The 24,346-nt window shown below is 54.5% G+C and carries 27 protein-coding genes and 1 tRNA gene; 12 read left to right on the top strand and 16 right to left on the bottom strand.

From position 1 onward, the window contains the following. Positions 1 to 4: 4 nt before the first annotated feature. Both H6G07_RS17600 and cbiT read right to left on the bottom strand, forming a co-directional pair. Positions 5 to 907: an ADP-ribosylglycohydrolase family protein gene (locus H6G07_RS17600; protein WP_073609360.1), complete on the bottom strand. Its 903-nt coding sequence runs from the start codon at positions 905 to 907 to the stop codon at positions 5 to 7. A gap of 28 nt (positions 908 to 935) precedes the next feature. Beyond that, entirely contained in the window at positions 936 to 1,535 is a 600-nt protein-coding gene (gene cbiT, locus H6G07_RS17595; RefSeq protein ID WP_073609268.1) for a precorrin-6Y C5,15-methyltransferase subunit CbiT, read from the bottom strand. Positions 1,536 to 1,654: 119 nt separating this feature from the next. Here cbiT and H6G07_RS17590 point away from each other — a divergent pair, with 119 nt between their 5' ends. Continuing rightward, positions 1,655 to 2,077, top strand: coding sequence for an acyl-CoA thioesterase (locus H6G07_RS17590; protein WP_073609267.1), 423 nt, complete (start codon positions 1,655 to 1,657; stop codon positions 2,075 to 2,077). Between the two features lie 17 nt (positions 2,078 to 2,094). Here H6G07_RS17590 and H6G07_RS17585 read toward each other — a convergent pair whose 3' ends face one another. Beyond that, on the bottom strand, positions 2,095 to 3,186 hold the full coding sequence (locus H6G07_RS17585; protein WP_073609266.1) for an ATP-binding protein: 1,092 nt from the start codon (positions 3,184 to 3,186) through the stop codon (positions 2,095 to 2,097). Positions 3,187 to 3,280: 94 nt separating this feature from the next. Here H6G07_RS17585 and H6G07_RS17580 point away from each other — a divergent pair, with 94 nt between their 5' ends. Together H6G07_RS17580 and H6G07_RS17575 are read left to right on the top strand one after the other, a co-directional pair. After that, positions 3,281 to 6,124, top strand: a complete 2,844-nt coding sequence (locus H6G07_RS17580) for a cation-translocating P-type ATPase (protein WP_084173259.1) — start codon at positions 3,281 to 3,283, stop codon at positions 6,122 to 6,124. A gap of 23 nt (positions 6,125 to 6,147) precedes the next feature. After that, entirely contained in the window at positions 6,148 to 6,771 is a 624-nt protein-coding gene (locus H6G07_RS17575) for an exopolysaccharide biosynthesis protein (RefSeq protein WP_073609264.1), read from the top strand. A 77-nt stretch (positions 6,772 to 6,848) separates the two neighbouring features. On the opposite strand, the gene H6G07_RS17570 is transcribed toward H6G07_RS17575, so the two are convergent. The 8 genes from H6G07_RS17570 to rpmI all read right to left on the bottom strand — a co-directional run bounded on the left by H6G07_RS17570 (position 6,849) and on the right by rpmI (position 11,724). Continuing rightward, a complete protein-coding gene (locus H6G07_RS17570) occupies positions 6,849 to 7,793 on the bottom strand; it encodes a DUF1517 domain-containing protein (protein WP_073609263.1) in 945 nt (314 codons plus the stop codon). Between the two features lie 103 nt (positions 7,794 to 7,896). Continuing rightward, on the bottom strand, positions 7,897 to 8,121 hold the full coding sequence (gene thiS / locus H6G07_RS17565; RefSeq protein ID WP_073609359.1) for a sulfur carrier protein ThiS: 225 nt from the start codon (positions 8,119 to 8,121) through the stop codon (positions 7,897 to 7,899). A gap of 125 nt (positions 8,122 to 8,246) precedes the next feature. After that, complete coding sequence (locus H6G07_RS17560; protein WP_073609262.1) at positions 8,247 to 9,332, bottom strand: thiamine phosphate synthase; 1,086 nt, start codon at positions 9,330 to 9,332, stop codon at positions 8,247 to 8,249. Positions 9,333 to 9,391: 59 nt separating this feature from the next. Further along, entirely contained in the window at positions 9,392 to 9,553 is a 162-nt protein-coding gene (locus H6G07_RS17555) for a hypothetical protein (protein ID WP_171973038.1), read from the bottom strand. Between the two features lie 161 nt (positions 9,554 to 9,714). Further along, positions 9,715 to 10,254 carry a tetratricopeptide repeat protein gene (locus tag H6G07_RS17550; protein WP_073609261.1) on the bottom strand — a complete coding sequence of 180 codons (540 nt, stop codon included), beginning with the start codon at positions 10,252 to 10,254 and terminating at the stop codon, positions 9,715 to 9,717. 43 nt (positions 10,255 to 10,297) lie between these two features. Then, positions 10,298 to 11,065: a transporter substrate-binding domain-containing protein gene (locus H6G07_RS17545; protein WP_073609260.1), complete on the bottom strand. Its 768-nt coding sequence runs from the start codon at positions 11,063 to 11,065 to the stop codon at positions 10,298 to 10,300. Between the two features lie 49 nt (positions 11,066 to 11,114). Next, positions 11,115 to 11,465 carry a 50S ribosomal protein L20 gene (gene rplT, locus H6G07_RS17540; RefSeq protein ID WP_073609259.1) on the bottom strand — a complete coding sequence of 117 codons (351 nt, stop codon included), beginning with the start codon at positions 11,463 to 11,465 and terminating at the stop codon, positions 11,115 to 11,117. A 61-nt stretch (positions 11,466 to 11,526) separates the two neighbouring features. Then, a complete protein-coding gene (gene rpmI / locus H6G07_RS17535; RefSeq protein WP_073609358.1) occupies positions 11,527 to 11,724 on the bottom strand; it encodes a 50S ribosomal protein L35 in 198 nt (65 codons plus the stop codon). Positions 11,725 to 11,934: 210 nt separating this feature from the next. Here rpmI and H6G07_RS17530 point away from each other — a divergent pair. Beyond that, positions 11,935 to 12,006, top strand: a tRNA-Asn gene (locus H6G07_RS17530). 298 nt (positions 12,007 to 12,304) lie between these two features. Further along, entirely contained in the window at positions 12,305 to 13,018 is a 714-nt protein-coding gene (gene rpaA, locus H6G07_RS17525; RefSeq protein ID WP_073609258.1) for a two component system response regulator RpaA, read from the top strand. A 153-nt stretch (positions 13,019 to 13,171) separates the two neighbouring features. Here rpaA and H6G07_RS17520 read toward each other — a convergent pair whose 3' ends face one another. From H6G07_RS17520 to H6G07_RS17505, 4 genes are all read right to left on the bottom strand, one after another. Next, entirely contained in the window at positions 13,172 to 13,957 is a 786-nt protein-coding gene (locus H6G07_RS17520) for an META domain-containing protein (protein ID WP_139297082.1), read from the bottom strand. 706 nt (positions 13,958 to 14,663) lie between these two features. Further along, entirely contained in the window at positions 14,664 to 15,182 is a 519-nt protein-coding gene (locus H6G07_RS17515; RefSeq protein ID WP_073609256.1) for a hypothetical protein, read from the bottom strand. A 180-nt stretch (positions 15,183 to 15,362) separates the two neighbouring features. Next, entirely contained in the window at positions 15,363 to 15,788 is a 426-nt protein-coding gene (locus tag H6G07_RS17510; RefSeq protein WP_073609255.1) for a hypothetical protein, read from the bottom strand. 95 nt (positions 15,789 to 15,883) lie between these two features. Further along, positions 15,884 to 16,633, bottom strand: coding sequence for a general stress protein (locus H6G07_RS17505; protein ID WP_190740746.1), 750 nt, complete (start codon positions 16,631 to 16,633; stop codon positions 15,884 to 15,886). A 370-nt stretch (positions 16,634 to 17,003) separates the two neighbouring features. On the opposite strand from H6G07_RS17505, the gene H6G07_RS17500 reads away from it, so the two are divergent. The 7 genes from H6G07_RS17500 (at position 17,004) to H6G07_RS17470 (ending at position 24,111) form a co-directional block, all read left to right on the top strand. After that, on the top strand, positions 17,004 to 17,141 hold the full coding sequence (locus tag H6G07_RS17500; RefSeq protein ID WP_171973037.1) for a hypothetical protein: 138 nt from the start codon (positions 17,004 to 17,006) through the stop codon (positions 17,139 to 17,141). A 428-nt stretch (positions 17,142 to 17,569) separates the two neighbouring features. Beyond that, complete coding sequence (locus H6G07_RS17495) at positions 17,570 to 19,213, top strand: alpha-amylase family glycosyl hydrolase (protein WP_073609254.1); 1,644 nt, start codon at positions 17,570 to 17,572, stop codon at positions 19,211 to 19,213. A gap of 648 nt (positions 19,214 to 19,861) precedes the next feature. After that, positions 19,862 to 20,422 (top strand): DUF2231 domain-containing protein, encoded by a 561-nt coding sequence (locus tag H6G07_RS17490; protein ID WP_073609253.1) that lies wholly within the window; start codon positions 19,862 to 19,864, stop codon positions 20,420 to 20,422. Between the two features lie 315 nt (positions 20,423 to 20,737). Continuing rightward, positions 20,738 to 21,688, top strand: coding sequence for an SDR family oxidoreductase (locus tag H6G07_RS17485; protein ID WP_073609252.1), 951 nt, complete (start codon positions 20,738 to 20,740; stop codon positions 21,686 to 21,688). A 206-nt stretch (positions 21,689 to 21,894) separates the two neighbouring features. Next, positions 21,895 to 22,854, top strand: a complete 960-nt coding sequence (locus H6G07_RS17480) for an aldo/keto reductase family protein (RefSeq protein WP_073609251.1) — start codon at positions 21,895 to 21,897, stop codon at positions 22,852 to 22,854. 166 nt (positions 22,855 to 23,020) lie between these two features. Beyond that, positions 23,021 to 23,494 carry a TspO/MBR family protein gene (locus H6G07_RS17475; RefSeq protein ID WP_073609250.1) on the top strand — a complete coding sequence of 158 codons (474 nt, stop codon included), beginning with the start codon at positions 23,021 to 23,023 and terminating at the stop codon, positions 23,492 to 23,494. A gap of 356 nt (positions 23,495 to 23,850) precedes the next feature. Next, a complete protein-coding gene (locus H6G07_RS17470) occupies positions 23,851 to 24,111 on the top strand; it encodes a hypothetical protein (protein WP_190740744.1) in 261 nt (86 codons plus the stop codon). Here H6G07_RS17470 and H6G07_RS17465 read toward each other — a convergent pair. Further along, positions 24,108 to 24,287, bottom strand: coding sequence for a hypothetical protein (locus H6G07_RS17465; protein WP_073609248.1), 180 nt, complete (start codon positions 24,285 to 24,287; stop codon positions 24,108 to 24,110). The genes H6G07_RS17470 and H6G07_RS17465 overlap by 4 nt on opposite strands. Positions 24,288 to 24,346 lie beyond the last annotated feature (59 nt).

Raw genomic sequence — 24,346 nt, 5'->3', positions numbered from 1 at the left:
GGCGTTATGGCGTGGCAGTATGCAACCGATCGGCAAGCTCAGTAATGCGATCACGCATGGCAAGCCGTTCAAGCCAAGACATTGGTATGCCTGATTCTCCATAATAAGCTCCAGCTACTTGACCACAAATAGCGGCGGTTGTGTCGGCATCATCACCAAGGTTGGCTGCCGCAAGAATGGCTTGTTCGTAGCTTTCCGTTGTCAAAAAACACCACAGTGCCGCTTCTAAGCTGTCTACAACATACCCTGTGCCCCGAATATCACTGACTCGCTTACTTTGATATTTTCCATCGGCGATAGCTTGAATGGCGGGAGATGCAATTGTCTCTAGATCATTGTCAAAGAGAATTGCGGTTTTGCTAGCGCCTGAGAGCGATCGAAACAGCATGTTTCCAAACAGACGACTGGCATTGATGCATTCTTCTGCCCCATGGGTTGTGCGGGCACTCTGGCCTGAAAACTGAATGGCGCGATCGCGATCGGGAAAATAAAACATGGGGATGGGAGCGAGCCTCATCAGGCAGCCATTTCCAGCAGAGCGGGGATGGGTAGAACCACTGAACGGATTGCCGAAAACTTTGTATTCAGACAGCGCTTGACTGACGGTGTTGCCAATATCAAAACAGTTGCCAGTGCTGCTTAGATAACCGTCATCGCGCCAGTTGCAGTAGCGATTCATTTGGTCAGCGGCATCAAAGGCACCGACTTCGACTAGGCTAGTCGCCAGACACAGCGCCATCGAGGTGTCGTCTGTCCATTGGCCGGGCTTGAGGTTGAAGGGGCCACCGCCAACCAGATCTGTTACGGGTGCAAACGACCCACGACGCTGAAACTCGACCGTGGTGCCGACAGCGTCACCGACGGCCAGCCCTAGTAGACAGCCTCGAAATCGCTCTAAAGAATTCAACGCTGGGGGAACCTTCCGGGCCTTACCATCATTCATATTTTTCGCCGCTGAGAATGAAGATCGGGTCTACCGCCGTAAACACCTGGTAGTTGCCTTTGGTCTCTAGGCGGTTAACAGCGGGCTGAGCCGCCTCGATGTTGCGCACCCGCAGGTGGGCAAAGGTTTCAGATACCACGTAGAGGGTTTCGAGGTTGCCCGCCGTCACCACCACTCGCCCCAGCGACGGCAGGTAGTCCCAGGCGGCCAGCAAAATCTCTTTGAGGTTGCGCCCACCTTCGACAAAAATGCAGTCGGGGTGGTGGGGTAACTCGCTCAGGCAGCCGGGGGCGCTGCCCTGAATCACCTGCACGTTGGTGAGGCTAAAGCGATCGCAGTTGCGCCGAATCAAATCGGCCACATCCTCGTCGCGCTCGACGGCCACCACCTTGCCACCCGGGATCATCAGTGCGGCCTCGATCGCCAGGGTGCCGGTGCCTGCGCCAATATCCCACAGCACATCTTTGGGCTTGAGCCGCAGGTAGCCCAGCAGCAGCAGCCGCACCTCTCGACTGCTAAGGGGTATGCCGGGCAGCTGCTCAAACAGGTGGTCGGGAATGCCGGGGGTGGCGTAGGGCCAGAGTTTCGCCATAGAAAAGCAAGGTTACAAATAGCGCTGGCTCTATTATGACGGGGGTATATGGAGTGCGATCGCCCCCGCCTTCCCCCGCCATTGCTGAGACTCGCTAGCTATTGTTGATCGGTTATCCCATGAAAGCCTTCTACCACCACGAGTTTGTTGTGCCGCTTGAGGCGATCGATCGCAACGGCCATGTCAACAACGTCGCCTACGTGCAGTGGATGCAGGATGTCGCCGTGGCCCACGCCACCAGCGTCGGCTGCACCGCCGAAACCCAGGCTTTGGGGGCTACTTGGGTAGCGCGATCGCACCAAATCACCTACCTGCGCCCGGCCTTTGGGGGCGATCGCCTGCGCCTCACCACCTGGATCACTACCCTGCGCAAGGCACGCAGCACACGCCAGTACAAATTTTTGCGTCTTAGCGATGACACCGTGCTGGCAACGGGCGCGACCGACTGGGTGTTTGTCGATGCAGTTAGTCATCGCCCCCGCACCATTCCCGCCTCGGTATCAGGCTGTTTTGAACTGGTGCCCGCCGCAGAAAATCTTTAAGTTAATTAAATGGCTAGCTACCGCAACCGTTGTTTGAGCCAAAAATCGAGCAGCGGCAGCGCAATCCGGTAGCCAAACTGGGGGCCATAGATCAAGCCCTTTTGCTCCAGGCTGGTGAGCGCCCCCTGCAAACCGCCGCCCCGCGAGAGCTGGTGTTTCTTAATGTAGGCGTTGGACTGGGGGCTGTCGGTAGGGTCGAGGGCCAGGCTTTCGAGCACACGAGCCTGGGTGGGGGGCAGCAATAGCAGCAGGGCTTCAAAGACAACCGCCATATCCTGCGCTAGGCCCAGCATGGTGCTGTGTACCTGATGCGCCTGAATCAGCTCTGGGGTGGGTGAGGCGATCGCATTGCAGTTTAGCCACAGGCGCTGGGCCAGGGTAATGGCATCTTTCATGTGGCCCTGGGCGTAGCTGAGAAATAGCTCTAGGGCCTGGCTGTCGGGGTCAAACTTGAGGCCTGCCGTGGCCATAGTGCTAATCACCCAGGGTTGCAGGTCGCGATCGCTGAGGGGCGTTAGGGATATCACCGGTAGCTGGCTGGCCATCATCCAGGGTTCGGCCACCGTGGCCACCAGGGCATAGCTCACTCGGCTCTGGCGCTCAATCTCCTGGCGCAAATGGCTCTCCCACTTGCCCTGGCGATCCCACGAGCGAATATGCGGAAAGTTGTGAAACACAATGACCACCTGGCAGTTTAGCCACTCTGCCAGGTGCTGCGGCAGCGCCAGCAACCCTTCAAACAAAGGCCACTCTTTACTAGAGGTTTTCGGCCAGACCAGCTGCGCTTGGGCAGCCAGACCCTGATCGAGCGTCAGCGGCTGCTCTAGGCTCCACTGCTGAATTTTGGCGATTTCTTGCGGTGCCCCAAAAGTGTCGATCAAGCCATCAGCTAAAAAGCGGAGAAACTGGCCCGCATTGCGACAGCGCAGAAAGTCAATTTCTAGACAGCGAGCACCAACTTGCTGGGCAGCATTCCAAATCAGCGTCCGCCTCCCAATGCCCGGCACACCAGCAATGACAAAGTCACTATCCTGGCGGAGCAGGGTGCAGACCTGCTGCATCTCGTTTTCACGGAAAATTAGCGACTGAGGCACAACGGAGCTAAGCATTAAATTTTGCGTCTGCACTATTTTTTAGTGCTATAAAGGTTGTCTATGCACTATTAAATAGTGGCATCCACGCTCTGGAGGTTAAATAGCACCTGTGGTTCACAGTACACGTTCTAGCTCTGGCGTGGGCGATCTGCCGCGCCCCGCGTCTAACCAATGGCACACCCTCAGCCCCGAGCGGGCGATCGCGCTGTTAGAGAGCAGCCCCGAAGGGCTAAGCCCCAGTGAAGCCGAGCAGCGGCAGCAGATCTATGGCCCCAATGAACTTCAAGAAGGAGCCACCCGCAGTCCCTGGGAAATTTTGTGGGATCAGTTCAAAAATATCATGCTGCTGATGCTGATCGCCGTGGCCCTGGTGTCGCTGGTGCTCGATCTGCGCGAGGGTGGCTTTCCCAAAGACGCGATCGCGATCTTTGCCATTGTGCTGCTAAACGGCATTTTGGGCTACCTGCAAGAGAGTAAGGCCGAAAAAGCCCTGGCCGCCCTCAAAAACATGACCTCCCCTCGGGTGCGCACTATTCGCCAGGGTCAAGAGCAGGAAATTGACGCTAAAGCCCTGGTGCCGGGTGATGTGGTGCTGCTAGAGGCGGGGGTGCAGGTGCCCGCCGATGGCCGTCTGCTCAGTGCCGCCAATTTGCAGGTGCGCGAAGCCGCCCTGACGGGCGAAGCCGAGGCGGTGATCAAGCAGCCAGAGCTGCTGCTAGAGGAAGAGTCTGCCCTGGGCGATCGCCTCAATCTGGTCTACCAAGGCACCGAAGTGCTGCAAGGACGCGGCACCGTGCTGGTCACCCAAACGGGGATGACCACCGAGCTGGGCCGCATTGCTACCCTGATCCAGTCGGTTGAGTCTGAGCCTACGCCCCTCCAGCAGCGCATGGCGCAGCTAGGCAATGTGCTGGTGACCGGCTCCCTAGTGCTCGTCGCCCTAGTGGTCGTGGCGGGCTTGTTGCGCACGGGTGACCTCAGCCTGTTCGACGAGCTCTTAGAAGTCTCCCTCAGCATGGCGGTCGCTGTAGTTCCTGAAGGACTCCCCGCTGTGATCACCGTCACCCTGGCCCTGGGCACCCAGCGCATGGTGAAACGCCACGCCCTAATTCGCAAACTACCAGCGGTAGAAACTCTGGGCTCGGTCACCACCATCTGCTCTGACAAAACCGGCACCCTGACCCAAAACAAAATGGTGGTGCAGCAGGTCAAGACTGTGGCCCACCAGTACGAGGCCACCGGCGAAGGTTACGCTCCGGTAGGCAACCTTTTGGAAAATGGGGCGGCGATCGCCCCCCAGGCCGACCCAGCCCTCCAGGCCTTGTTAATGGCCTGCGCCCTGTGCAACGACGCTACCCTCAATCAGTCGGGCAGCATTTGGACTTTGCTGGGTGACCCCACCGAAGGAGCCCTGCTGGCCGTAGCGGGCAAAGGGGGCTTTGATCAAGCAAAGCTGGGTCAAGAGTGCGATCGCATTGGCGAAGTGCCCTTTACCTCAGAGCGCAAGCGCATGAGCGTCGTCGTGCAGGCCCATGGCGATGCCGCCTGGCCCCTGGCTCCCCAGGTGATGTTCACCAAAGGCTCCGCCGAGCTGGTACTAGAACGCTGTAGCACCAGCCAGGGCGAGGGGCAGCCGGTGCTGCTTACCGAGGCTCAGCGGCGGGCCATTCTGGCCCACAACGACGCCATGGCCTCCAGTGGCCTGCGGGTGCTGGGCTTTGCCATGAAGCCCACAAACGTCGCCAATCCTAACGGCAACCTGGAGCCCGAAGAGCAAAACCTGGTCTGGCTGGGCCTGGTAGGCATGCTTGATGCCCCTCGCCCCGAAGTGCGTGCTGCCGTAATTGACTGTCGGCGAGCGGGCATTCGCCCAGTGATGATTACGGGGGATCATCCGCTGACCGCTAAGGCGATCGCCGAAACCCTTGGCATTGCCCAACCCGGCGACACTATTCTGACTGGGCGCGAGCTGAGCCACCTTTCCTCAGAGGAACTAGAGCAAACCGTTCCCCACGTCAGCGTCTACGCTCGCGTGGCCCCAGAGCACAAGCTGCGCATCGTGCAGGCGCTACAAAAACAGGGCGAATTTGTCGCCATGACGGGCGACGGCGTCAACGATGCCCCCGCCCTTAAGCAGGCCGACATTGGCATTGCCATGGGCATCACCGGCACCGACGTCAGCAAAGAAGCCAGCGACATGGTGCTGCTCGACGACAACTTTGCCACCATTGTGGCGGCCACCGAAGAGGGCCGAGTCGTCTACGACAACATTCGCCGCTTCATCAAATACATTCTGGGCAGCAACATTGGCGAGGTGCTCACCATTGCCGCCGCCCCGATCATGGGTCTGGGTGGCGTGCCCCTTTCGCCCCTGCAAATTTTGTGGATGAACCTGGTGACCGACGGCGTGCCCGCCCTGGCTTTGGCCATGGAACCTGCCGAACCCGACGTGATGGAGCGTCCGCCCCACAATCCGCGCGAGAGTATTTTTGCCCGTGGGCTGGGTTCCTACATGGTGCGGGTGGGCATCGTGCTAGCAGTGCTGACGATTGGCCTGATGGGCTGGGCCTATCGCTATACCAACGCCCCTGGCTACCCCGGTGATCCCGACACCTGGAAAACCATGGTTTTCACAACCCTCTGCCTGGCCCAAATGGGCCATGCCTTGGCGGCTCGCTCAGACACCCGCTTAACAGCTCAGCTCAATCCTTTGTCGAATCCTTACATATGGGGTGCGGTTTTACTCACTACTGGCCTGCAAGTGTTGTTACTGTACGTTCCAGTCCTGGCGCAATTTTTCGGCCTTCATCCCCTGTCAGCCTCAGAACTGACCATTTGCTTCGGCTTTAGCGCTCTCATGTTTGCCTGGCTAGAAATCGAAAAACTGGTCATTCAACTGTCGCTACGGCGCAAGCAGCCGGGTCTGCCCAACGGGTCTAAACATGTGCTTTAATCCCACCCAATTTCCTCACCCCTATGGATTCTGATTCTCCTCAACCCCGCTTTTCCCAGGAAATCAAGGCCTTGCTAGAGCGCATAGCCGAGCAGCCGCTGACCCTCTCCCACGTGCTCAACGAAACCGCCGAGCGGGGCTTTAGCCTGGTGATTGGGCTACTGGTGCTGCCGTTTTTGTTCCCGATGCCGCCGGGGTTTACCACCATTTTGGGGTCAGCCTGTCTGCTGCTGTCGCTGCAGATGGCGGTGGGGCGACGATCGCCCTGGCTGCCCCGACGAGTGGCCCGATTTCAGTTTCCCTCAGTGCTGGCTAAAACCGTGCTGAGCAACCTCAAACGGGTAACGCGAGTCACCGAGCGGTTTGTGCGACCCCGCCTGCCGGGGCTGGCCAACAACCCTTCGATTTGGCACATCAACGGGTTGTGCATTAGCTGGCTAACGCTGCTGTTGATGAGTCCGATCCCCTTTACCAATCCCATCCCCACGGTGGGCATTTTGATCTTTGTGGTGGCCACCCTCGAAGCCGATGGGGTGATGATGATTTTAGGCTACGTGGCCACAGGATTGATTACGGCTACGTTTGGCCTTGCGGGGTATTTGCTGTGGCGATCGCCTGAACTGCTTCAAAACTGGTTTCAGCGATAGGGTCATAGCCCTTCTACAAAAAAGCCCTTTGGTTACCAAAGGGCTTTTTTTTCGGCATCTTTGAGTCAAACAGCGGTCTAAATCAGCTTTAGCTCAGGGTATTGGGCAATCAGCTCGTCGCCGCTGAGGGTTTCTCCCGACTGTTGAGGCGTCCAGAGGACTTCCACCGCTAGCAGGTTTTCGCTGGAGATCGCACCAATCTGGCTAAGGGCCTGGCGTAGGTCAGCAGAGGAGTAAATATTGGGCAGATCGAGCTTACCCTGAGTGGCTACAACCACCGTAGCGAGAATATATTCGCCAGGAGCTTGATCGGTATCGCCTGTCAACAGAGCCTGGGGCTCTGCCTGGGTGAGCTGGTTGTTGACGTTAGACAGGGTTTCGGCGCTGAACTGACTGCGGGCTGAAAGGGTATAGCGGTTAAACTCTTGCTCGGCGTTGAGCAGGCGAGTTTGCTTGTCTTCACTAGTAGCGTAGGCCCAGTAGTCGGGGTGGCGCAGCAGGGCCAGGGTAGTTTCTTGCAGTAGCTTGGCCAACCCCTGAGACGTGCCGGTGTCAGCGGTGGTCGCTAGGCGGTTGAGGTCATCCTGCAATTCGCGGGCTTGGGCGAGGAGGCCGACCTGGAGTTTTGCTATGGCTACCGGCGGGTTGCTGCCGCCCATAGGAGTGCCGTAGTCATCCTCAGAGGTCGCACCCCGCAGGCCGCGCACCACTACGTTGGCGATCGCAATGAAGATCAGCAGCGTAAACAACCCGCCAAATCCGCCGCCAATGCCAATGAAGGGAAACAAGAAGGGCATGCCAAAGCCGCCGCTGGGGTAGTAACCGCCACCGCCACTAGGCGCATAACTGCGTGGGCTGGGGCTCATACGCGGAGCCGGAGCCCGAAAGCTGCCGCCCCCCATGCGTCCACCCGCTGCGGCCCAGGCACCATCGGCGGTGCCAAACACCAAAACTACCGCCAAGACCACGGCCATCAGCGGCTTCAAAAATGGCTTAAGGCGTTGAAAAAGTTGTTTAACCATCGCGTAAAACCGGAGTGCTTTATGTCTTTAATGTAACGCGAAGTGCTGCGGCTGCCCGGCAAAAACAGGGGCAACCAACGGCGGAAACCCGTACCTACAGCCCCTAACCGCCCCCGACAATGGTGACGATCTCTAGCCTGTCGTTGGGGTGCAGGTGGGTAGTGTCCCATAGCTGACGGTGGAGAATTTCACCGTTGTACTCCACTGCCACCAAACGAGGATTCATACCCAATGATTCTAAAAAACTGGGCAGCAGCGTACCAGGTGCGCAGGGCTGAGATTCGCCGTTGACAAGGAGATGGAATTTGTCTGGGGTGGAGTCGAGCATGGGGAAAGTTTGGTATCGGGTGTAGGGTTCAGGGCGTAGGGTTTGAGGACTTATAACAACCTTAGACCCTATACCTTGCGCCTCAAACCCCATTATCTAGAACGGTCAATCAGTTGGGTAGCGCGTTAGCCGACGGGGGCGGCGACGGCGTGAAAGCTGTGGCGGTGATTAGTTTGAGCTGCAAAGTACTGGGCAATCAGGGTGGGGTTTTCGGCTTCGATAATGGCTCGTACGATCGCGACTCGCTCAGCACCGGCCTGCAACACGTCGCTCAAGTTTTCGGTATTAATGCCGCCGATCGCATACCAGGGCACGGTGGCGTGCTCGGCAGCGTAGCGCACGTAGTCGAGGCCAGCGGCGGCTTTGTCAGGCTTTGTGGGAGTGCTGTACACCGGGCCAACGCCGATGTAGTCAGCGCCTTCGGCGATCGCCCGCTGCATTTCGTCAGGGTTAGTGGTGGAGCGGCCAATGATGCGCTGACTGCTCAGCAGTTGGCGGGCGGTGGCGATGGGCAGATCGGTTTGGCCCAGGTGGACGCCGTCAGCTTCCACAGCCAGGGCGAGATCGACGCGATCGTTAATTAGAAATAGCGCTCCATAGCGGTGGCACAGATCCTTCAGCCTTTGAGCTAGATCTAGGCGCAGGTGGTCGTCTGTATCTTTGTCCCGATATTGCACTAGGGAAATACCCCCCTGCAATGCCGCTTCAACGATGGGCAGGAGGCGATCGTTTGGCGATGTCACCAGATAAGTCAAGCCCTGGCGCAGCCGCTGTAGCCGATGAGCACCAAGAATTTCGCTCTCTAAAGCGTAAACCTGATAGCGCATCGCCTTAGCTCCTGCCGCTAGGTCATCGCGGTAGAGCTTGCCGTATTCTTCTAAGGCTCGCAGGGCCTCTTGCACCCGACAAAAATTGGCCTGAAGCACCGCTGTTATACTGGTGCGCTCGGCCTCCTGGGGGTGGGTGAGGGTGGTGCCAGGGTCACCAGGGGTGTCGCGGCACAGGCGCAGCTCAGGCGTATGCCACTGGGCCAGGGTTTGCCGCAGGTGCTTAAGCTGCTCGGTTTGAGCTGAGTTATTCAGTCCAAAGCGGCACCACTCTTCGATCACGCGTAGCCCTTCACGGGCGCGATCGAGGTTGGCATCGAGGATGCGGTAAACGGCAGCATCGGCACGGGTGGGCAGCGCTGGCAGCCCGGTTAACTCCGACATGGCAACACTGTGGGGCAAAGAACCTCCACATCCTACCAGGCAAGGGACAGGCAGGGGCGCTACTGCTTAGGTTGCAGAATATCGTGAATGCCTTCTACTGCCGGGTCAGAACGCCAGACATCAAAAGCCTTCCAGGCCACGAAGCCAAAGGCCAGAAGCGCCAAAATAGTCACTAGCGCTGAGAAAAGCCGAGTAATTGGGGTACCAGTATCGAGGCGCATAAACCACTCCCTGAAAAACAATGAAGAGCAGAAAGAGGTAGGTGTCGGTGCAACATCCTGCTTTAGCAGGATCCCTATACCTATTTATATACCCTACAAATTGCCTTTTCATAACGCCTGCCTAGAACAGGGCTTAGCCAAAGAAAGTTTGGCCCCCCCAGCTAAGCCTTGTCGGCGGGAGAAACGCGCTTTTTGAGCGAGTCGAAGCGGCGACGGGCGGTAGAATTTTTAGGCTCAAGGGCCAATGCGGCTTCGTACATCTCTAGAGCCTGGGTAGTGAGCTGTTTGCGCTCGTAGCTGTGGCCTAGGTTATTGAGAGCGGTGACGTACTCGGGCGAAATCTTCAGCGCTTCTTTGTAGTTGCGAATGGCCAGGTCGTACTGGTCCTGGGCAAAGTAGGAGTAGCCCAGGGCATTGTAAACCACGGCGGCGTTTTCGGCTTCGTCGTTACCCAGTTGCTTAATGGCCTGCTGGAGGTAGAGGGCGGCCTGGGTGTAGAGCTTTTTGTCGAGCAAGAGACTGCCCAGCTCGTAGTACTCCTGGGCGGTACCCTTTTCTTTGGTCAACCGTGACTGGAGTCTCCCCAGAGTGCTTTCGATGCGGCGGGTCTTGATTACCTGGCGCACCACAAAAAAGGCGGCAACGCTCAGCAACGCCAGCAGAATACCCAGATAAATAAGGAGCAGGTTGCTGTTTTCCATGCGGTCTTGATCTGCACTTGAGAACTAACCTATCTTGCCATGGCTAGGGCAACCCCCAGAAGGTAGTCCGTTCTTCTAGCCAGCCGCTGTGATGCCAATCGATAACGGTCTGGTTGACCAGGCTACGCAACTCCGTGTACTGGGTGCCCTTAGGTAGGGCGATCGCCAGTGGTTCAGCCGACAGTAGACTGGGCACCAAATAATAACCACTGTGGGCCTGCTGCCATCCGCTCAGCACTGTCACATCGCCAGCAAAGCCGTCAATTTGGCCGGTGCTGAGGCGATCAAAGGCATCTTGATAGCTGCTGAGAGGGGTAAGGATAGCTAGCGGCAGCAGATAGCGCACTACCGCCACAGTACTGGCTCCCTGAAGCACCCCTAGCCGTTGGCGCTGGAGATCGCCTAGGCTCTGCACCTGAGGGTCGCGCACCAGTACGGCGGCTCCATCGAGGTAGTAGGGGGGGCTAAAGCTCACCAGACGCTGGCGACCAGGGGTTAGGGTGAGACCGGCGATCGCCACATCGGCCCGATCTTCTAGAACTGCCGGGATGCGATCGCCGTTGGCCACCACCACAAACTCAACCGCCGCCGGATCTGCGAAAATTGCCGCCGCCAGGCCGTGGGCCAGGTCAACCTCTAACCCGACCAGATCGCCCTCGCGATCGCGAAAGCTTAGGGGTTGCCAGCCCTCGCGCACCGCCACCACCAGGTGCCCACGCTCGCGAATGGTGTCGAGATCCGCAGCAAAAACTGGGAGCACAGCTAGCTGCGCCCCCAGTGCTAAACCAAACCCAAGCCAGTTCCATGCCATGGTGCGGCCGTGTCTAAACTACGACTGCCCCTACTGTCTGGGCAAATTCCTAAGATTGGTTGGCGACTTCGACCACTTTTGCAAACCCATTGGGGTCGAGCACGGCCATTTGAGCCAGCATCTTGCGGTTGATGTCGATATTGGCTTTCTTGAGCTGGCCAATGAGCTGGCTGTAGCTCAGACCGTGCATGCGAGAAGCCGCGTTGATGCGGGTGATCCACAGACGACGAAAATCGCGCTTCCGGTTGCGGCGATCGCGGTAGGCGTACCGCAGCGCCTTCATCACCTGCTGGTTGGCTGTGCGAAACAGCTTAGAGTGCGACCCTCTAAACCCTTTAGCTAGCTTGAGAATTTTGTTGCGGCGCTTGCGTGCTACGTTGCCGCGCTTGACACGTGCCATGACTGTTTAACCCTTGGAACTATTAAAGTTTAATGACCACTAGCAGACTGACAGCTCCTACCTAGAGGTAAGGCAGCATTAGCTCCACGTTGGGAGCGTCTTCTTCCGACACTAAGGCAATCTTAGACAACCGAGAGCGACGTTCAGCATTTTTGTGCTGCAACATGTGATTCTTGAACGCCTTGCGACGCATGATTTTGCCGCTGCCACTGCGACGAAAGCGCTTAGCGGCAGCTTTGCGAGACTTAAGCTTGGGCATGGTTACCACAATTTCGACACAGTCTTTGACTATATCATGAGTGGCCCGCAATGGCAGCATGAAAATCTGGCGTGAGGTTGAAGCCCAAGGCCAATATAGGGAATGACCGGCAGCCGTTCTGATCTAAAGTTGCACCAAAAATTTTTCACTGGAGGGTTGTCAAGGTTGCACACTTATCGTTAATATAAGCTTCGCGAGCTTCGCAGTTAATCCTCAGTAGCTCAGTGGTAGAGCGGTCGGCTGTTAACCGATTGGTCGTAGGTTCGAATCCTACCTGGGGAGTTTTTACGTCAATAGTCAACCTAGGCAGTAACTTTTCTGCGTCGGTACCCTTCTGGGTTACCCGCTGGAAGGAGCCAGGGTCGCCTTTAAGTTTAAAGTAATAAATCTAAAGGAAACCTTAAGCTCAGGGGGCTGTAGCCTAGTTTACTCAGGAAAATTTAAGGGTTCTGCTTATAATTTATCGAGGAATTGTATTATTCCGACACGGCTCTTTACGTTGTAATGCTAGGCTACTCAAAGCTTTGTGGCCTGCCTCTAGCTGGGTCAGTGTTTTTCGGGTTGTCACGTTTAGTTGGTAATGCCTCGTATTCTTGTCATTGATGATGATGCTGCGATCGCGGAGCTTGTTTCCGTCAATTTGGAAATGGCAGGCTACGACGTCAACCAGGCTGGAGATGGTATCAAGGGCCAGGCATTGGCCGTGCAGCTGCTGCCAGACCTGATCATGCTCGACCTGATGCTGCCCAAGGTGGACGGGCTAACCGTGTGCCAGCGCCTGCGCCGCGATCGCCGCACTGCCGATATTCCAGTGCTCATGCTCACGGCCCTGTCGCAGACCCAAGATAAGGTCGATGGCTTTAATGCCGGGGCCGACGACTACCTCACCAAACCCTTTGAGCTAGATGAAATGCTGGCCAGGGTGCGCGCCCTGCTGCGCCGCACCGATCGCATTCCCCAGGCGGCCAAACACAGCGAAATTCTCAACCACGGCCCGCTCACGCTGATTCCTGAGCGCTATGAGGCGATTTGGTTTGACGGCACGGTTAAGCTGACCCACCTGGAGTTTGAGCTGCTGCACTGCCTGCTTCAGCGCCATGGCCAGACGGTGTCTCCTAGTCAGATTTTGCAAGAGGTATGGGGCTACGAACCCAACGACGATATCGAAACCATTCGTGTGCACGTGCGGCACCTGCGTACTAAGCTAGAGCCTGATCCCCGGCATCCTAAGTTTATTAAGACCGTCTATGGGGCTGGCTACTGCTTGGAACTGCCTGCTGTTGTCGTAGAGTAGAGCCAGTCGAATGGATTGGGGGCTCCCAGTTCTTAGCTCAGCGCTCTCGATACCCAGACCCTCCAAGGGGGCGGCCTATACATAAGTAGATGCTACAAAATAGGGGGCTCGAGTAACCCCCTGTTTTTTAAAGCCGAGTTTGGATACTGACTACTATTCGGCGGAAAATTGGATAGTGCCGCTGTCAAAGGCTAGGTCTACGAATAGATTGCCGTCTTGGAAAAAGTAGGTGCCAGAGTTCCCTAGAGCTTGCACAAATTCGTTGCCGATTGACCCCTCAGGGCAGGCAGCCCTGGTGGTTGCAATGGGCGAGACTTGAAGGGTGCGATCGCTGGTGGTTGTGAAATTGGCCCGGCCTCGGTTGCAGTCGGCCCGCACCAGCAGCGTGCCATCGGCTAAAAATTCAGCGGTGTAGTGCTCAGGCTGATCGGCGAGCAGCAGCGTGCCATCGCTGAACTGAATTTGCTGCAGCTTCCATAGGGTGCCGACCAGGGCGGGGGTAGGGGTGCCTGAAAACTGCATAGTGCCGCTGTCAAACTTTAGATCAACAAATAGATCATCGTTTTGAAAAAAGAAAAAGCTGGCGTTATTCATCGCCTGCAAGAACTGAGGGCTGATGCTTCCTTCGGGACAGGCAGCTAGGGTAGTTGGCCCAAGAGAAACCGTGATTCGTCCGTCAGCGAATTCTGTAAATTGGCCGATCGCTCGGTTGCAGTCGGCTTTGACAAACACCTGCCCATCTTCATCAAACTCTGCCGTGTAGTTTTGCGGTGGATTTGCCGTTAGCAGGGTGCCATCGTTCATTTGGATTTGCTGGAGTTCCCAAATGCTGCCCGTGAGGGGTGGCACACCAGGGCCAGAGGATGGCGCTACACAAGCCGTGGCTCCCCAGGTAACCGTGGCTGCCGCTAGCACCGCAGCGAGGCGAGATGAAACCATAAAATCACCAACATTTGTAATGAGTTGTTTGTAGCAATGCAGCTCTATAGCCGTGGCCAACAACGCAATTTCGTATGGCTAACATGGTCAGCCTTGCCAAAATTTGTGGCCCAGATAATCGGTTAGCTCTAGTTTCAAATAGCCCAGCTTAGCTCGAAATATCGGGTTGATAACCAGGCTCAAATGGGCCATAAGCCCCCTAATAATTGCAACATTGCCCAAAAAACGTCAACGCTTAAATTCCAAAGTCCATAATTTTTAACATTATTTTCCCTCGGTTTAGAGCAGATTCAAAAACGTAGCATCCTATAGGTTTCATATTTTTATAGCTACCCAATTCTTTTTGATGTCGCTTTGTATAAAAGTCTGTCAAGGCTGTCTTGACAGTGCTGTCTTGGAAATTAAGTAAATCCGTCGATAAGAGTGTTTACTTATACATTGATATGGCGGTTGATTGCGTTGAGTGTAATAGTCCCCTAAAAAAAGTAGCCCACCTGCTTAAGCAGGTGGGCTTCCATCCATGAGTAGCGTTAACAGCTGATTGATGAGGTCGTGTTAGCAACTCAGCTCTGTGACTGTCTAGAGGGGTGGTTAAGGGTTTAGCCCGTTAGAACCCTGTTAGAACAACACGCTAGTTGCGCTCTTTTTCCTAGGCAAGTCACAGCGATATCGCTAGGGAAGAATTGCCAGGACAGAGTGATGGTTTTTAGCGCTTGCCTAGCCACTTGGCGGCGATCGCGCCCACAGCCGCACCCACCATCGGATTGCTCAAAAACTTGAGAATAGTAGGCTGGTCAGCCAGGACTTCCTGAAAGACATCGGGGTGGTTGTGGTAGGCGAAGGCGGCCAGTTTAGTGACGTCGTCCTCGTTCATGCGGCCAGCATGGTGGGTCGATAGCCCTAGCTGTTTCTCTAGATCGCGATCGCTGAGACCACGCTCTTTGAGATGCTTGAATAGGTCGCGGGCAACGTCGTCTCGCTGCTGGGGCTTGATCTGAGCGATCGCCTTACGCAGTTCAGGCTCCATTTCGCTGGTGGGGATGCGATCGGGGTGGAACCCACGCCCAAACAGTTCGCGGCGCTCACTGCGAGATGAACGATTGGCGAAGTCGTCAAAGTTGGCGTACTCTTGCTCGGGCTGGGTGGCTTTGGCATCGATGCTTTCGACATCGCCACCAGCCAAGTCGTTCATGATTTGACGTTTATAATCTTTGCTGCTGGTCATAGCATAATTCTCCAAAATTTTGTTTTCTTGCTTTCAAGTTGACTGCTTTTACAGCTTTTCAAAGCAGTGAAAAGCCGCTACTTTCAAAACTCTTCTACCCCAAGCAACTCAGAAATGTTGCAGTGGATAGCGCTTTCAAGACTGATAGCTCAATCTAGCTGCGCCCTCACAACGTGTCGCCTATTGGTATTCAACCTGCCGAGTCGTATCGTCGTACTTGGCTGTCAAAATTAGCTCTTTGTCAGGTGCATAGACCAAGACACTCACATCGCGGTTGGGGAACTTTTTGTGAAACCCTTGCACTAGCGATTGGGCCAATGTTTTCACCTCTCGAGGCTGTACGTCAGGCGAGATCACGACACCAAGCTTATTGTTGTCGCGCACGAAAGCATCGCTGACTAATCCTTTTGCAGTCTGCATGACCCATCGACCGTAGCTTTCGCCACTAGCGGTATCACCCCGTTCGAGCTGACTATAGGCAGTGCCAGGCGACAGTCTAGGGGCCGTGCTGGTTTGAGTGGCACTACCACAGGCACTGGTGGTTAGCAAGATGACTCCCAAACATAGGGCAATGACCCCAAGACGAATAGACTTTAAGAAATTCACGTTTTTTTCCTCAATAACTACAGCGATTTAGCAACGTCAGCTTTGGTTGCGGCTACCCCGTTCAACCCTTGGCGCTGCTGCTAGGTTTCAGCGTTTTAAGGCTCCAACGGGTTAGAAGCGTGGGGCAATTTAGTCGCCTGGGGCACCTCTTTCCCTCGGTGAGAATTGTCGTAGGGGTAGGCTTCATTCATAGGATGATCGACCCGGTTGTCAGGCCGGTTGTAGGGATTGTCTCGCCCATTAGAACCGACAGCAGTGCCACTAAATGTGGCGTTGGGAGAACCACTGCTGGCGTAGGTTGTATCGGCTGGAGCCTGGTAGACACCCCAATCTTCAATACCCGCAGCCCTAAGGGTGCGTTCTGCCCGAGCAATCTCCGGTTCAGTATCTTTGAGCATGACGAGGTATTCGCCTCGGGCGACGCGATCGCGATAATGCCTAGCCCTGTGCTCAGGAATGCCTAAACCAATTAACGCACCTGCCAACCCGCCAGCCGCCGCTCCCGCCGCTCCGCCGATCAGGGTAGATACTACGGCAGCAGCCTCTCCCGCCAGCAAAGCAGGGCCAACGCCAGGGATAACCAACGTACCCAGACCCACAAGTAGACCGGTAACACCCCCCAGTACGCCGCCTGTTACCGCACCGACGGCACCCCCTTTGTCGGCCTGGTTGCTAGCCTCAGCCGTCACATCAACCCCTGCGATCGCACTTTGCCGCTCGGGGTCTTTGGCGATGATCGATACATGGCCCATAGCAAAGCCTGAGTCGCTGAGAGCCTGTAGAGCCGATGCTGTTTTAGGACGACTGGAAAAAATACCGACCGCTCGTCTATGTTGTGAAGCCATGTTGTGCTTCCTCCTTGTTGTGCGAAGCCAGCAGCTATTGCAAAGCTGGCAATCGCTGCATTGTTCACTATCTTAAAAGCTGCAATCAGTTGGCCTCATCGCTCATTGGAGAGATCAAAAAATGTAGAAAGGAGGAGATTCTAACGGTGAGATGTCGTCTAGAGGCGTTGCTTCGAGGGTTGAGTTAAATTAGCGATCGCAATCCGCTCGCACCTTTTCAAATGCTGATCTCAGGTGCTCAGATGAATTGATCAATGCTTTCTAGAGAATTGATGTAAATCACTCATTGAGTAGAGGGTAGTGCTTAGGGTTGCCGATAAGCTGTATCTGGAATGAATGATTCAACAATTTAGTTACTGAGGTTAATCCTATGACTGATAAGCAGCACAAGTCTTACGCTGAGAAGAACGAAGAGCGCATCACAGAATTTGTTGAAAACATCAACGAAAAAGGAGAAAAAAAGCGGGAAGAAAAGAAGAAGGAAGCCGAGTCTGAAGTCGCTGAGTAATTGGCAGTGATGTAATCGGCGATAATAGTTACAAGCAGGCGCTGCTGGATAAACCAAATTCAGCAGCGCCGCCTGCGTTGATGTTTATTCTTGATGCTATGGCAAGAGCGATCGGTGAGAATGGCTCTATGGCGGTTTTCACTTGGGTGAAGTATTTAGCGATTGATCTATCTCTTGTCAAGGGGGACTCTGATCAAAGGAGATACTATACAGAGTGAAACTTAAACCACTAGGTGCTGGGGGATCTGAAACTCAGCAGTTGTATACCTCACTCCATCTAGAACCGCTCTAGTTCAACAATGTATCGCTACTAGCCGAATACCATCTTCCTATTCCCATCTTAGGAAAGCGAGACACAGAAAATTTCTGTCTAAGGATAGGTAAAAACCAGAGGCTTTAGCATCACATTAAGAAAAAAAGGTTTGGTTATGGCCCCTGTTGAGTTTAAGCTGTTTGCTCCCTACAATAAGGACGCGGTTTTGATTGGCTCCTTCTCCAACGGGAAGGATATCCCTATGGAGAAAGGAGAAGACGGCTATTTTCGTGCCCAAGTTGACTTAAATGATGGTCGCCACGACTACAAGTTCCGGGTTCAGTCCAAAAGCTTTTTTCTAGAACCTGATCAGTGGATTGAGGTCATTGATCCGAGAGCTAGTCATGTAGATGAGAGCAATCAAGCCGCTGTCTTGTGCATTAAAGATGGCGAACCTACAGTTGACGATTACGTTTGGCACCATGACGATAAAGCGCTGCCACAAAACGAAGATCTGATCATCTACGAAATTTTGGCTAGCGATTTTTCTGGCGGAGAGGATGATGCCAATCTGCGTGGACAGCTTAAACATATTACCGAAAAGCTTGACTACCTCTGCGAACTAGGAATCAATGCCATTGAGCTGATGCCGATTCAAGAATTCCCTGGTGAGCAAGGTTGGGGTTATAACACACACCATTATTTCGCCGTAGAGTCGGCCTACGGCACCAGCGAAGACCTCAAACATCTAGTAGATGAGTGCCATGCTCGTGGCATTCGAGTCATTTTAGATATTATTCTTAACCATTCGGGTTCCGAAGCTCCGTTGACAAAAATTGACTACAACTATTGGTATCGAAGCGAGCCTAAAGATCCTGAGCAAAATTGGGGCCCAGAATTCGATTACGATCACTATGACGAAAACCTGAATCTATGCCCTGCTCAGGAATTCGTCAAAGATGTCCTGCACTTTTGGATTACGGAATATCACATCGACGGCTTTCGATTTGATGCCGTTAGCCAAATGGGTCACTTTGACTTTTTGGGGCAGCTCACCGATGAGACAAGTAAGCAGGCTCAGCCTAAACCGTTTTATAACATCGGAGAACTCATTCCCGAATCTCCCGATGCCACCAATTTAGAAGGCCCCCTTGATGCCTGCTGGCGCGATGGATTTCTGCACCAACTGCTGCCCATGCTATGGGGAGATGAAACTGATATAGAAACCGTTAAAGATTTAGTTGATGCCAAGCGATCGGGCTATCAAGGGGCTGTCAACGCTATTAACTATCTCAGCAACCACGACCACGATCGCTTAATGGTGCAGCTAGCCAATCATGAAATCTTTGACGAAATCGCCTTTAAACGAGCGAAACTGGGGGCTGTTTTGGTGATGACCGCTATGGGTGTGCCCTTAATCTGGATGGGAGAAGAGTTTGGAGCCTACCAGCCTAAAACCCTAGAACCAGCCAAGATTGACTGGTCACTGCTGAAGAACGATCGCAACCACGACCTGATGCAGCACTATCGAAGTCTGATTAACCTGCGTAAAGACAACTATGCTCTGCGCACTGAAAATGTGGAATTTTTCTACGATGATCCAGAATCTAAAGTGCTGGCCTACATTCGCTGGAACGATGAAGGCTCGCGTGTTGTTGTCGTCGTCAATTTCTCAAATCAATATTTAGCCGACTACGAAGTTAAAAACTTCCCCCAAGGTATCAACTGGCACGAATGGATCAGTAATTACGACGTCGAAGTCCATGACGGCGTTTGGGTCACAGACTTACCAGAATACGAAGCAAAGGTGTTAGTTTAAGAGTCCGTTTGCCAAGAGAGCTGTTGTAGCCTGAGTGCCTGGTTGAAGCTCTTTGACCCTTTGAAAAAATAGGGATAGCCTCAAAGACTAACTATTTAGAACTGTCTACAGCGTTTTAAAGGACAAAGCGATCCAGCAAGACCTCAGTTTCTTCCTCCATCTTTATTCCCTAAGGTAGAACCCCTAGACTAACCCCTGAAGTATCGCATTGCTGCTGTTGCTTATTCATCCTTAAGGAATAGGCAGATACTCCCCAGGGAAGACGAAATAGTCTGTGCTAATGATTAGACTCCTGTTAGAGCGGGTTTTCCTTACAGCCATTCCGCATTTTCAATATCTCGTGTTGAAGACCTCAAGTCAGAAGGAACAATAGCAATACTATTCAATTCTGGCTAAGGAATAGTTCTTGCCTTCAAAAATTCGGAGGCCGATCTCTATACGTGTTCGAAATAGGTAAGAGCGACGCTGGGATGGGGCTAGGCCTTTCTCCGAAGCGGGGACGTATAGATCCTAAATCCGGTCAACCCGCAGATTTTTCCTGAAGGAAGCGAAGTGGCCAACATCCTGCTGGCTTTGAGCAGTGTTGAACATCACAGGTTCAGTAAATCGCTGAATTTTGACAGTATAGTTTTGTATCTAAGAGGCAGTATGGAAACACAAGAAACTCAACAAGATCGACAGGGTAGTGACGTTCCTTATCCAAATATTCCACCACTGATTGATAGTCGCGCCACTGAATATCACGGCACCGGCATTACCAGCACTGTAGCTATTCTGGGCCATCCCATTCATCCCATTATTGTAATTTTCCCCATCGCATTTCTCAGCGGCGTAGCGGGTACTGATCTGGGCTATTGGCTAACCAAGGGTGAGTTTTGGGCACAGGCGTCGATTTGGCTGTTGGGGGTGGGCTTGCTGTCTGGGGTCGCCGCCGCCATAACTGGTATGTTTGACTTCGTTCGCATTCCTAGGGCGCGCAAACGCCAGGCGGGCTGGTTGCACATGGGGCTCAATGTGGCGGTGTTGGTATTGAGTATCGGCAACTTTGCGCTGCGGTTGGGCAACCCAGAGACAAATATTTTGCCAACCGGTTTAGTGTTGTCCTTGGTGGTGTCAGTGCTACTACTGGCCAGTGGCTGGTTTGGCGGTGAGCTGATGTTTCGTCACAAGGTGGGGATTGTAGGGCCGGGCGAAACCCACGTGCCCTAGCAAGTTTAGCCGTTGCTCAACGTAAGTATAATTTGCCCCCCTAGCCTCCAATCCTAGGGGGAGACAGAGCCTCAAAGTTCCCAGCCTTGGGGATTTGGGAGTGCTGTGCAGAGTCTAAAGGTTTTGCCGGTTCATTCCTCGATTCAGCAATGCCGAAGTTTATATCATTTCGATCGCAAGCTTAGTTTGACTGCCCCCAAACCTATTGGGGCAAACCCCATTTGTATTTTATAACATTGCCTTTTTGAGGATTGGGAGTGGTTGACTTCAAGATTTGATCCGAAGCCCTGACTTAAGGATATGTAGAGAGTTTTCATGGAGCTTAAACCACTTAACCAGCAGGTTGTCGTTGTCGTGGGGGCCTCTAGCGGTATTGGTCGCGACGCTGCTTTAAAGTTGACTCAGCGGGGCGCTAAAGTTGTTGTTGCGGCACGCAACGAGAGCGGACTGGCGTCGCTGGTAGATGAAATTCGGCAGCAGGGCGGAGAGGCGATCGCCGTCACCGCCGATGTCGCCCAATTTGAGCAGGTCAGCGCGATCGCCGATGCTGCGATCGCCAGCTTTGGCCGCATCGACACCTGGGTACACTGTGCTGCCGCTGGCATCCTCGCCCCCTTCGAAACGATGACCATCGAAGAGTTTCGAAGGGTGATCGACGTTACCCTGATGGGCCAGGTTTACGGGGCCAAAGTGGCCCTGCCCCACCTTAAACAGGCGGGCCGAGGCTCGCTGATCGCTATTTCGTCGATGGAGGGGCGACGGGCACTGCCGTTGCAGAGTCCTTATTCCACGGCCAAACACGGACTAGAGGGCTTTCTCGAATCGCTGCGGGTAGAGCTAGAGCACGAAGGGGCCGCCATCAATGTCACCAGCATCAAGCCAGCGGTGATTAATACTCCCTTCTACAACCACATGCGTACTAAAGTCGGCGTTAAGCCCACAGGTATTCCGCCCTACTACGATCCGGGCCTGGTCACCGACGCCATTCTCTACGCTGCTGAGAACCCAATCCGTGACTATATCGTGGGGGATGTCGGTCGCCTGCTCGATTGGGGCCAGCGGTTGTCGCCGGGGCTGATGGACGTTGCTCTCAACTACGTGGGCTTTCGCGGTCAGCGCACCGACGATCTCAAAGCGCCTCAGGCTCCAGACGGTCTGTTTGAGCCTATGCCGGGCTATGAGCAGGTGAAGGGAGACTTCACCCACCTCACCGTGCCTAGCCTGTCGGATTGGCTACTCAAACTCGTATTTGGGAGCCGAGTCTAACTGACGACACAACGCCCTTCGAGACAACACTGAGGGACGGGTAGGCTGAATTTGACCTGTCCCCAGACTAAATTTTGCGGAGGTTCTACTGATTGCCCAGCTTCGTCGGCTCAAAAATGTTGACGGGTAAAGCCGACAACTAGCCCAGTCAGCTCAAGCCAAGGTTCTAGATTTTGTCTCAACGCGATCAATGAAGGAGATTTAGGATGAAATATCGGCAGTTGGGGGATAGCGACCTCACCGTCTCGGAGCTGGCTCTGGGATCATGGTTAACCTACGGCGGCGGAGTCGAGCGGCAGCAGGCGGAGGCCTGCGTACACAAGGCCTTTGAGGTTGGCATCAACTTTATTGACACGGCCAACGTCTACGGGCGTGGCGCTGCGGAGTCGTTTTTAGGAGAGGTATTGCGGGGGCGCGATCGCAGCTCCTACGTGCTGGCCACCAAGGTCTTTTTTCCCATGTCGCCCAGCGATCAGGGGCTATCGGCAGCCCAAATTTATAAACAGATCGACGCTTCTTTGCAGCGCCTGGGCACCGACTACGTCGATCTCTACCAGTGTCATCGCTACGACCCCAACACGCCCCTTGAAGAAACCATGGCCGCCCTCACTGAGGTGGTGCAGCAGGGCAAAGCCCGCTACATCGGCTTTAGCGAATGGAATCCGGCCCAGATTCAGGCGGCGCTGGATCTGCCCGACGTAGAAAAATTTGTCTCTAGCCAGCCCCAATACTCGATGCTGTGGCGACAGCCCGAGGCTGAGGTTTTTCCCCTCTGTGCCGACCACGGTATCGGGCAGATTGTCTGGTCGCCCCTGGCCCAGGGGGTGCTCACCGGCAAATACAAGCCGGGGGCTACGCCGCCTGCCGACTCCCGCGCCGCCAACGACAAAATGAATGGGTTTATGAGCGAGCTGAGGCGCGATCGCGTGCTCAGTGCTGTGCAAAACCTCCAGCCCATCGCCCAGCGGCTCAACCTCTCCATGGCCCAGCTAGCCCTCGCCTGGATTCTGCGCGACGGGAGGGTGACATCGGCCATTATCGGAGCCAGCCGTCCCGAGCAGGTGGCCGACAATGCTGCTGCTTCTGGGGTTGATCTCAGCTCTGAAGTATTGCAGGAGATCGACCAGGTTCTGGCTCCGGCCCTACCGCAAGCGGCAAGACCATAAAGTATTTAGTTTGAATGCAATTTGCTAAATTCCTTTACCCTCCGAGACCTCGCAAATTACTACCAAAGACTGACGGCGACGGCTAAAAAACTTAGAACAATTTTTCAACACACGAGGCTCTGTTTAGCCTTAATAAGTTTCATTCAGGTTGAAACCTGACCCTAAAATGCACGATAACTGGATGATAATTGGGGGAATAACCTTCGTGATTGCCCTGGGTAGTAGTTTTATTCGGCCCCGAGACATCTCTTGGGGAAAGCGCCTCGATCGCCCCAATTGGCTCTTCTTTGAACCCGCCATCCCGCTGATTTGGACAGTAATTTTTGCTTGCGGAGCGTTCTCGGCCACCTATGTTTGGCAAGGCGATCCGGGTAGTGCTAAAACCTGGCTGCTGATGGGTTTGTATCTATTGGTAGAAGTCATTACCGTTGCCTATATCCCTGCCACGCTGTGGTTGAGAAGCCTAAAAGTTGGCACTGCATTAGGCGGACTGGGAGTGGTTCTAGGCATTCTGCTGACGCTCATAGTTTTGCCAATCTCTGAGCTTGCTGCCCTACTCCTCCTGCCCTACGTGCTGTGGAGCCCCATTGGCACCTACACCACCGGCCAGATGATCGACCTCAACCCCAGTGCTGGCTAGTCAATCAACACCCTCCTGAAATCAGCAATGCCCAAGCTGTTCTGCAAGAGGCGTTGCTGATCAGCAGTATGATTTGCCCCCCTAGCCCCCCAATTCTGGGGAGAACCAGACGACTTCAAAGTCCCCCAAACTTGGGGGGGTGGGGGGCCGATGCAGCAACTGTTGCTTTTGCAGATTCATACCTCAATTCAGCAACGCCCTGAAAAAATCGCTGCTGTCGGCTAGGTGCTTCACCCCAGCATCATCATCCGCAGGCGCAGAAACTTTAGTGCTCGGGCGTTTTGAGACATTTGAGGAGGTTATAGCCGTGCGTGCGTTATGAATATTGATGCAGTTGGGCATGCTAAAGCAACCGTTTGTCAACTACCGAAATGTTTATTCAACGCGAAAAAAATGTCATGTTGTGGGGCACGACCCTGGCGCTCTCGGTCGGCATCCTCTTGGGGGGCGGTGCAGCGCGCGCTAAAAACCAGGCCTGTACTCAAGCACAGACAATGCCTGGGCACTGCCTCAGCGAATCTCCTAAGATGCAGGTGGCCCAGGGCATGCTCGGCGGCGCTTTTGCCAGTGGTGGCGCACTCCTCATGATTGAATTGGGCAAGATCGCCAAACGCTAAACGGTCAGCATTTTTATAGTTACAGACCCCTTAACCATTTGGTAGGTGAGCTTGCGATAGAGCCGCACCCAATGCGGTTGTGGTTGGGTGTTGCCAGGCCAGGGGCTTTTGAGTTCGAGCTGGTTAAAGGTGGCCTGCCGCTGGGCGGGCAGACCGACGGCTGCGACTGAAGGCAATGGCCAAGTAGATAAAGTCGTGGGAGATATCGGGGGCTGAGCCGTCATACTGTTTGAAT

Source organism: Phormidium tenue FACHB-1052, assembly GCF_014696675.1.
In the GTDB taxonomy this organism is placed as follows: domain Bacteria; phylum Cyanobacteriota; class Cyanobacteriia; order Phormidesmidales; family Phormidesmidaceae; genus Nodosilinea; species Nodosilinea tenuis_A.
The sequence above is the reverse complement of the archived record's forward strand: the minus strand, read 5'-3'. Positions and strand labels throughout refer to the sequence as shown.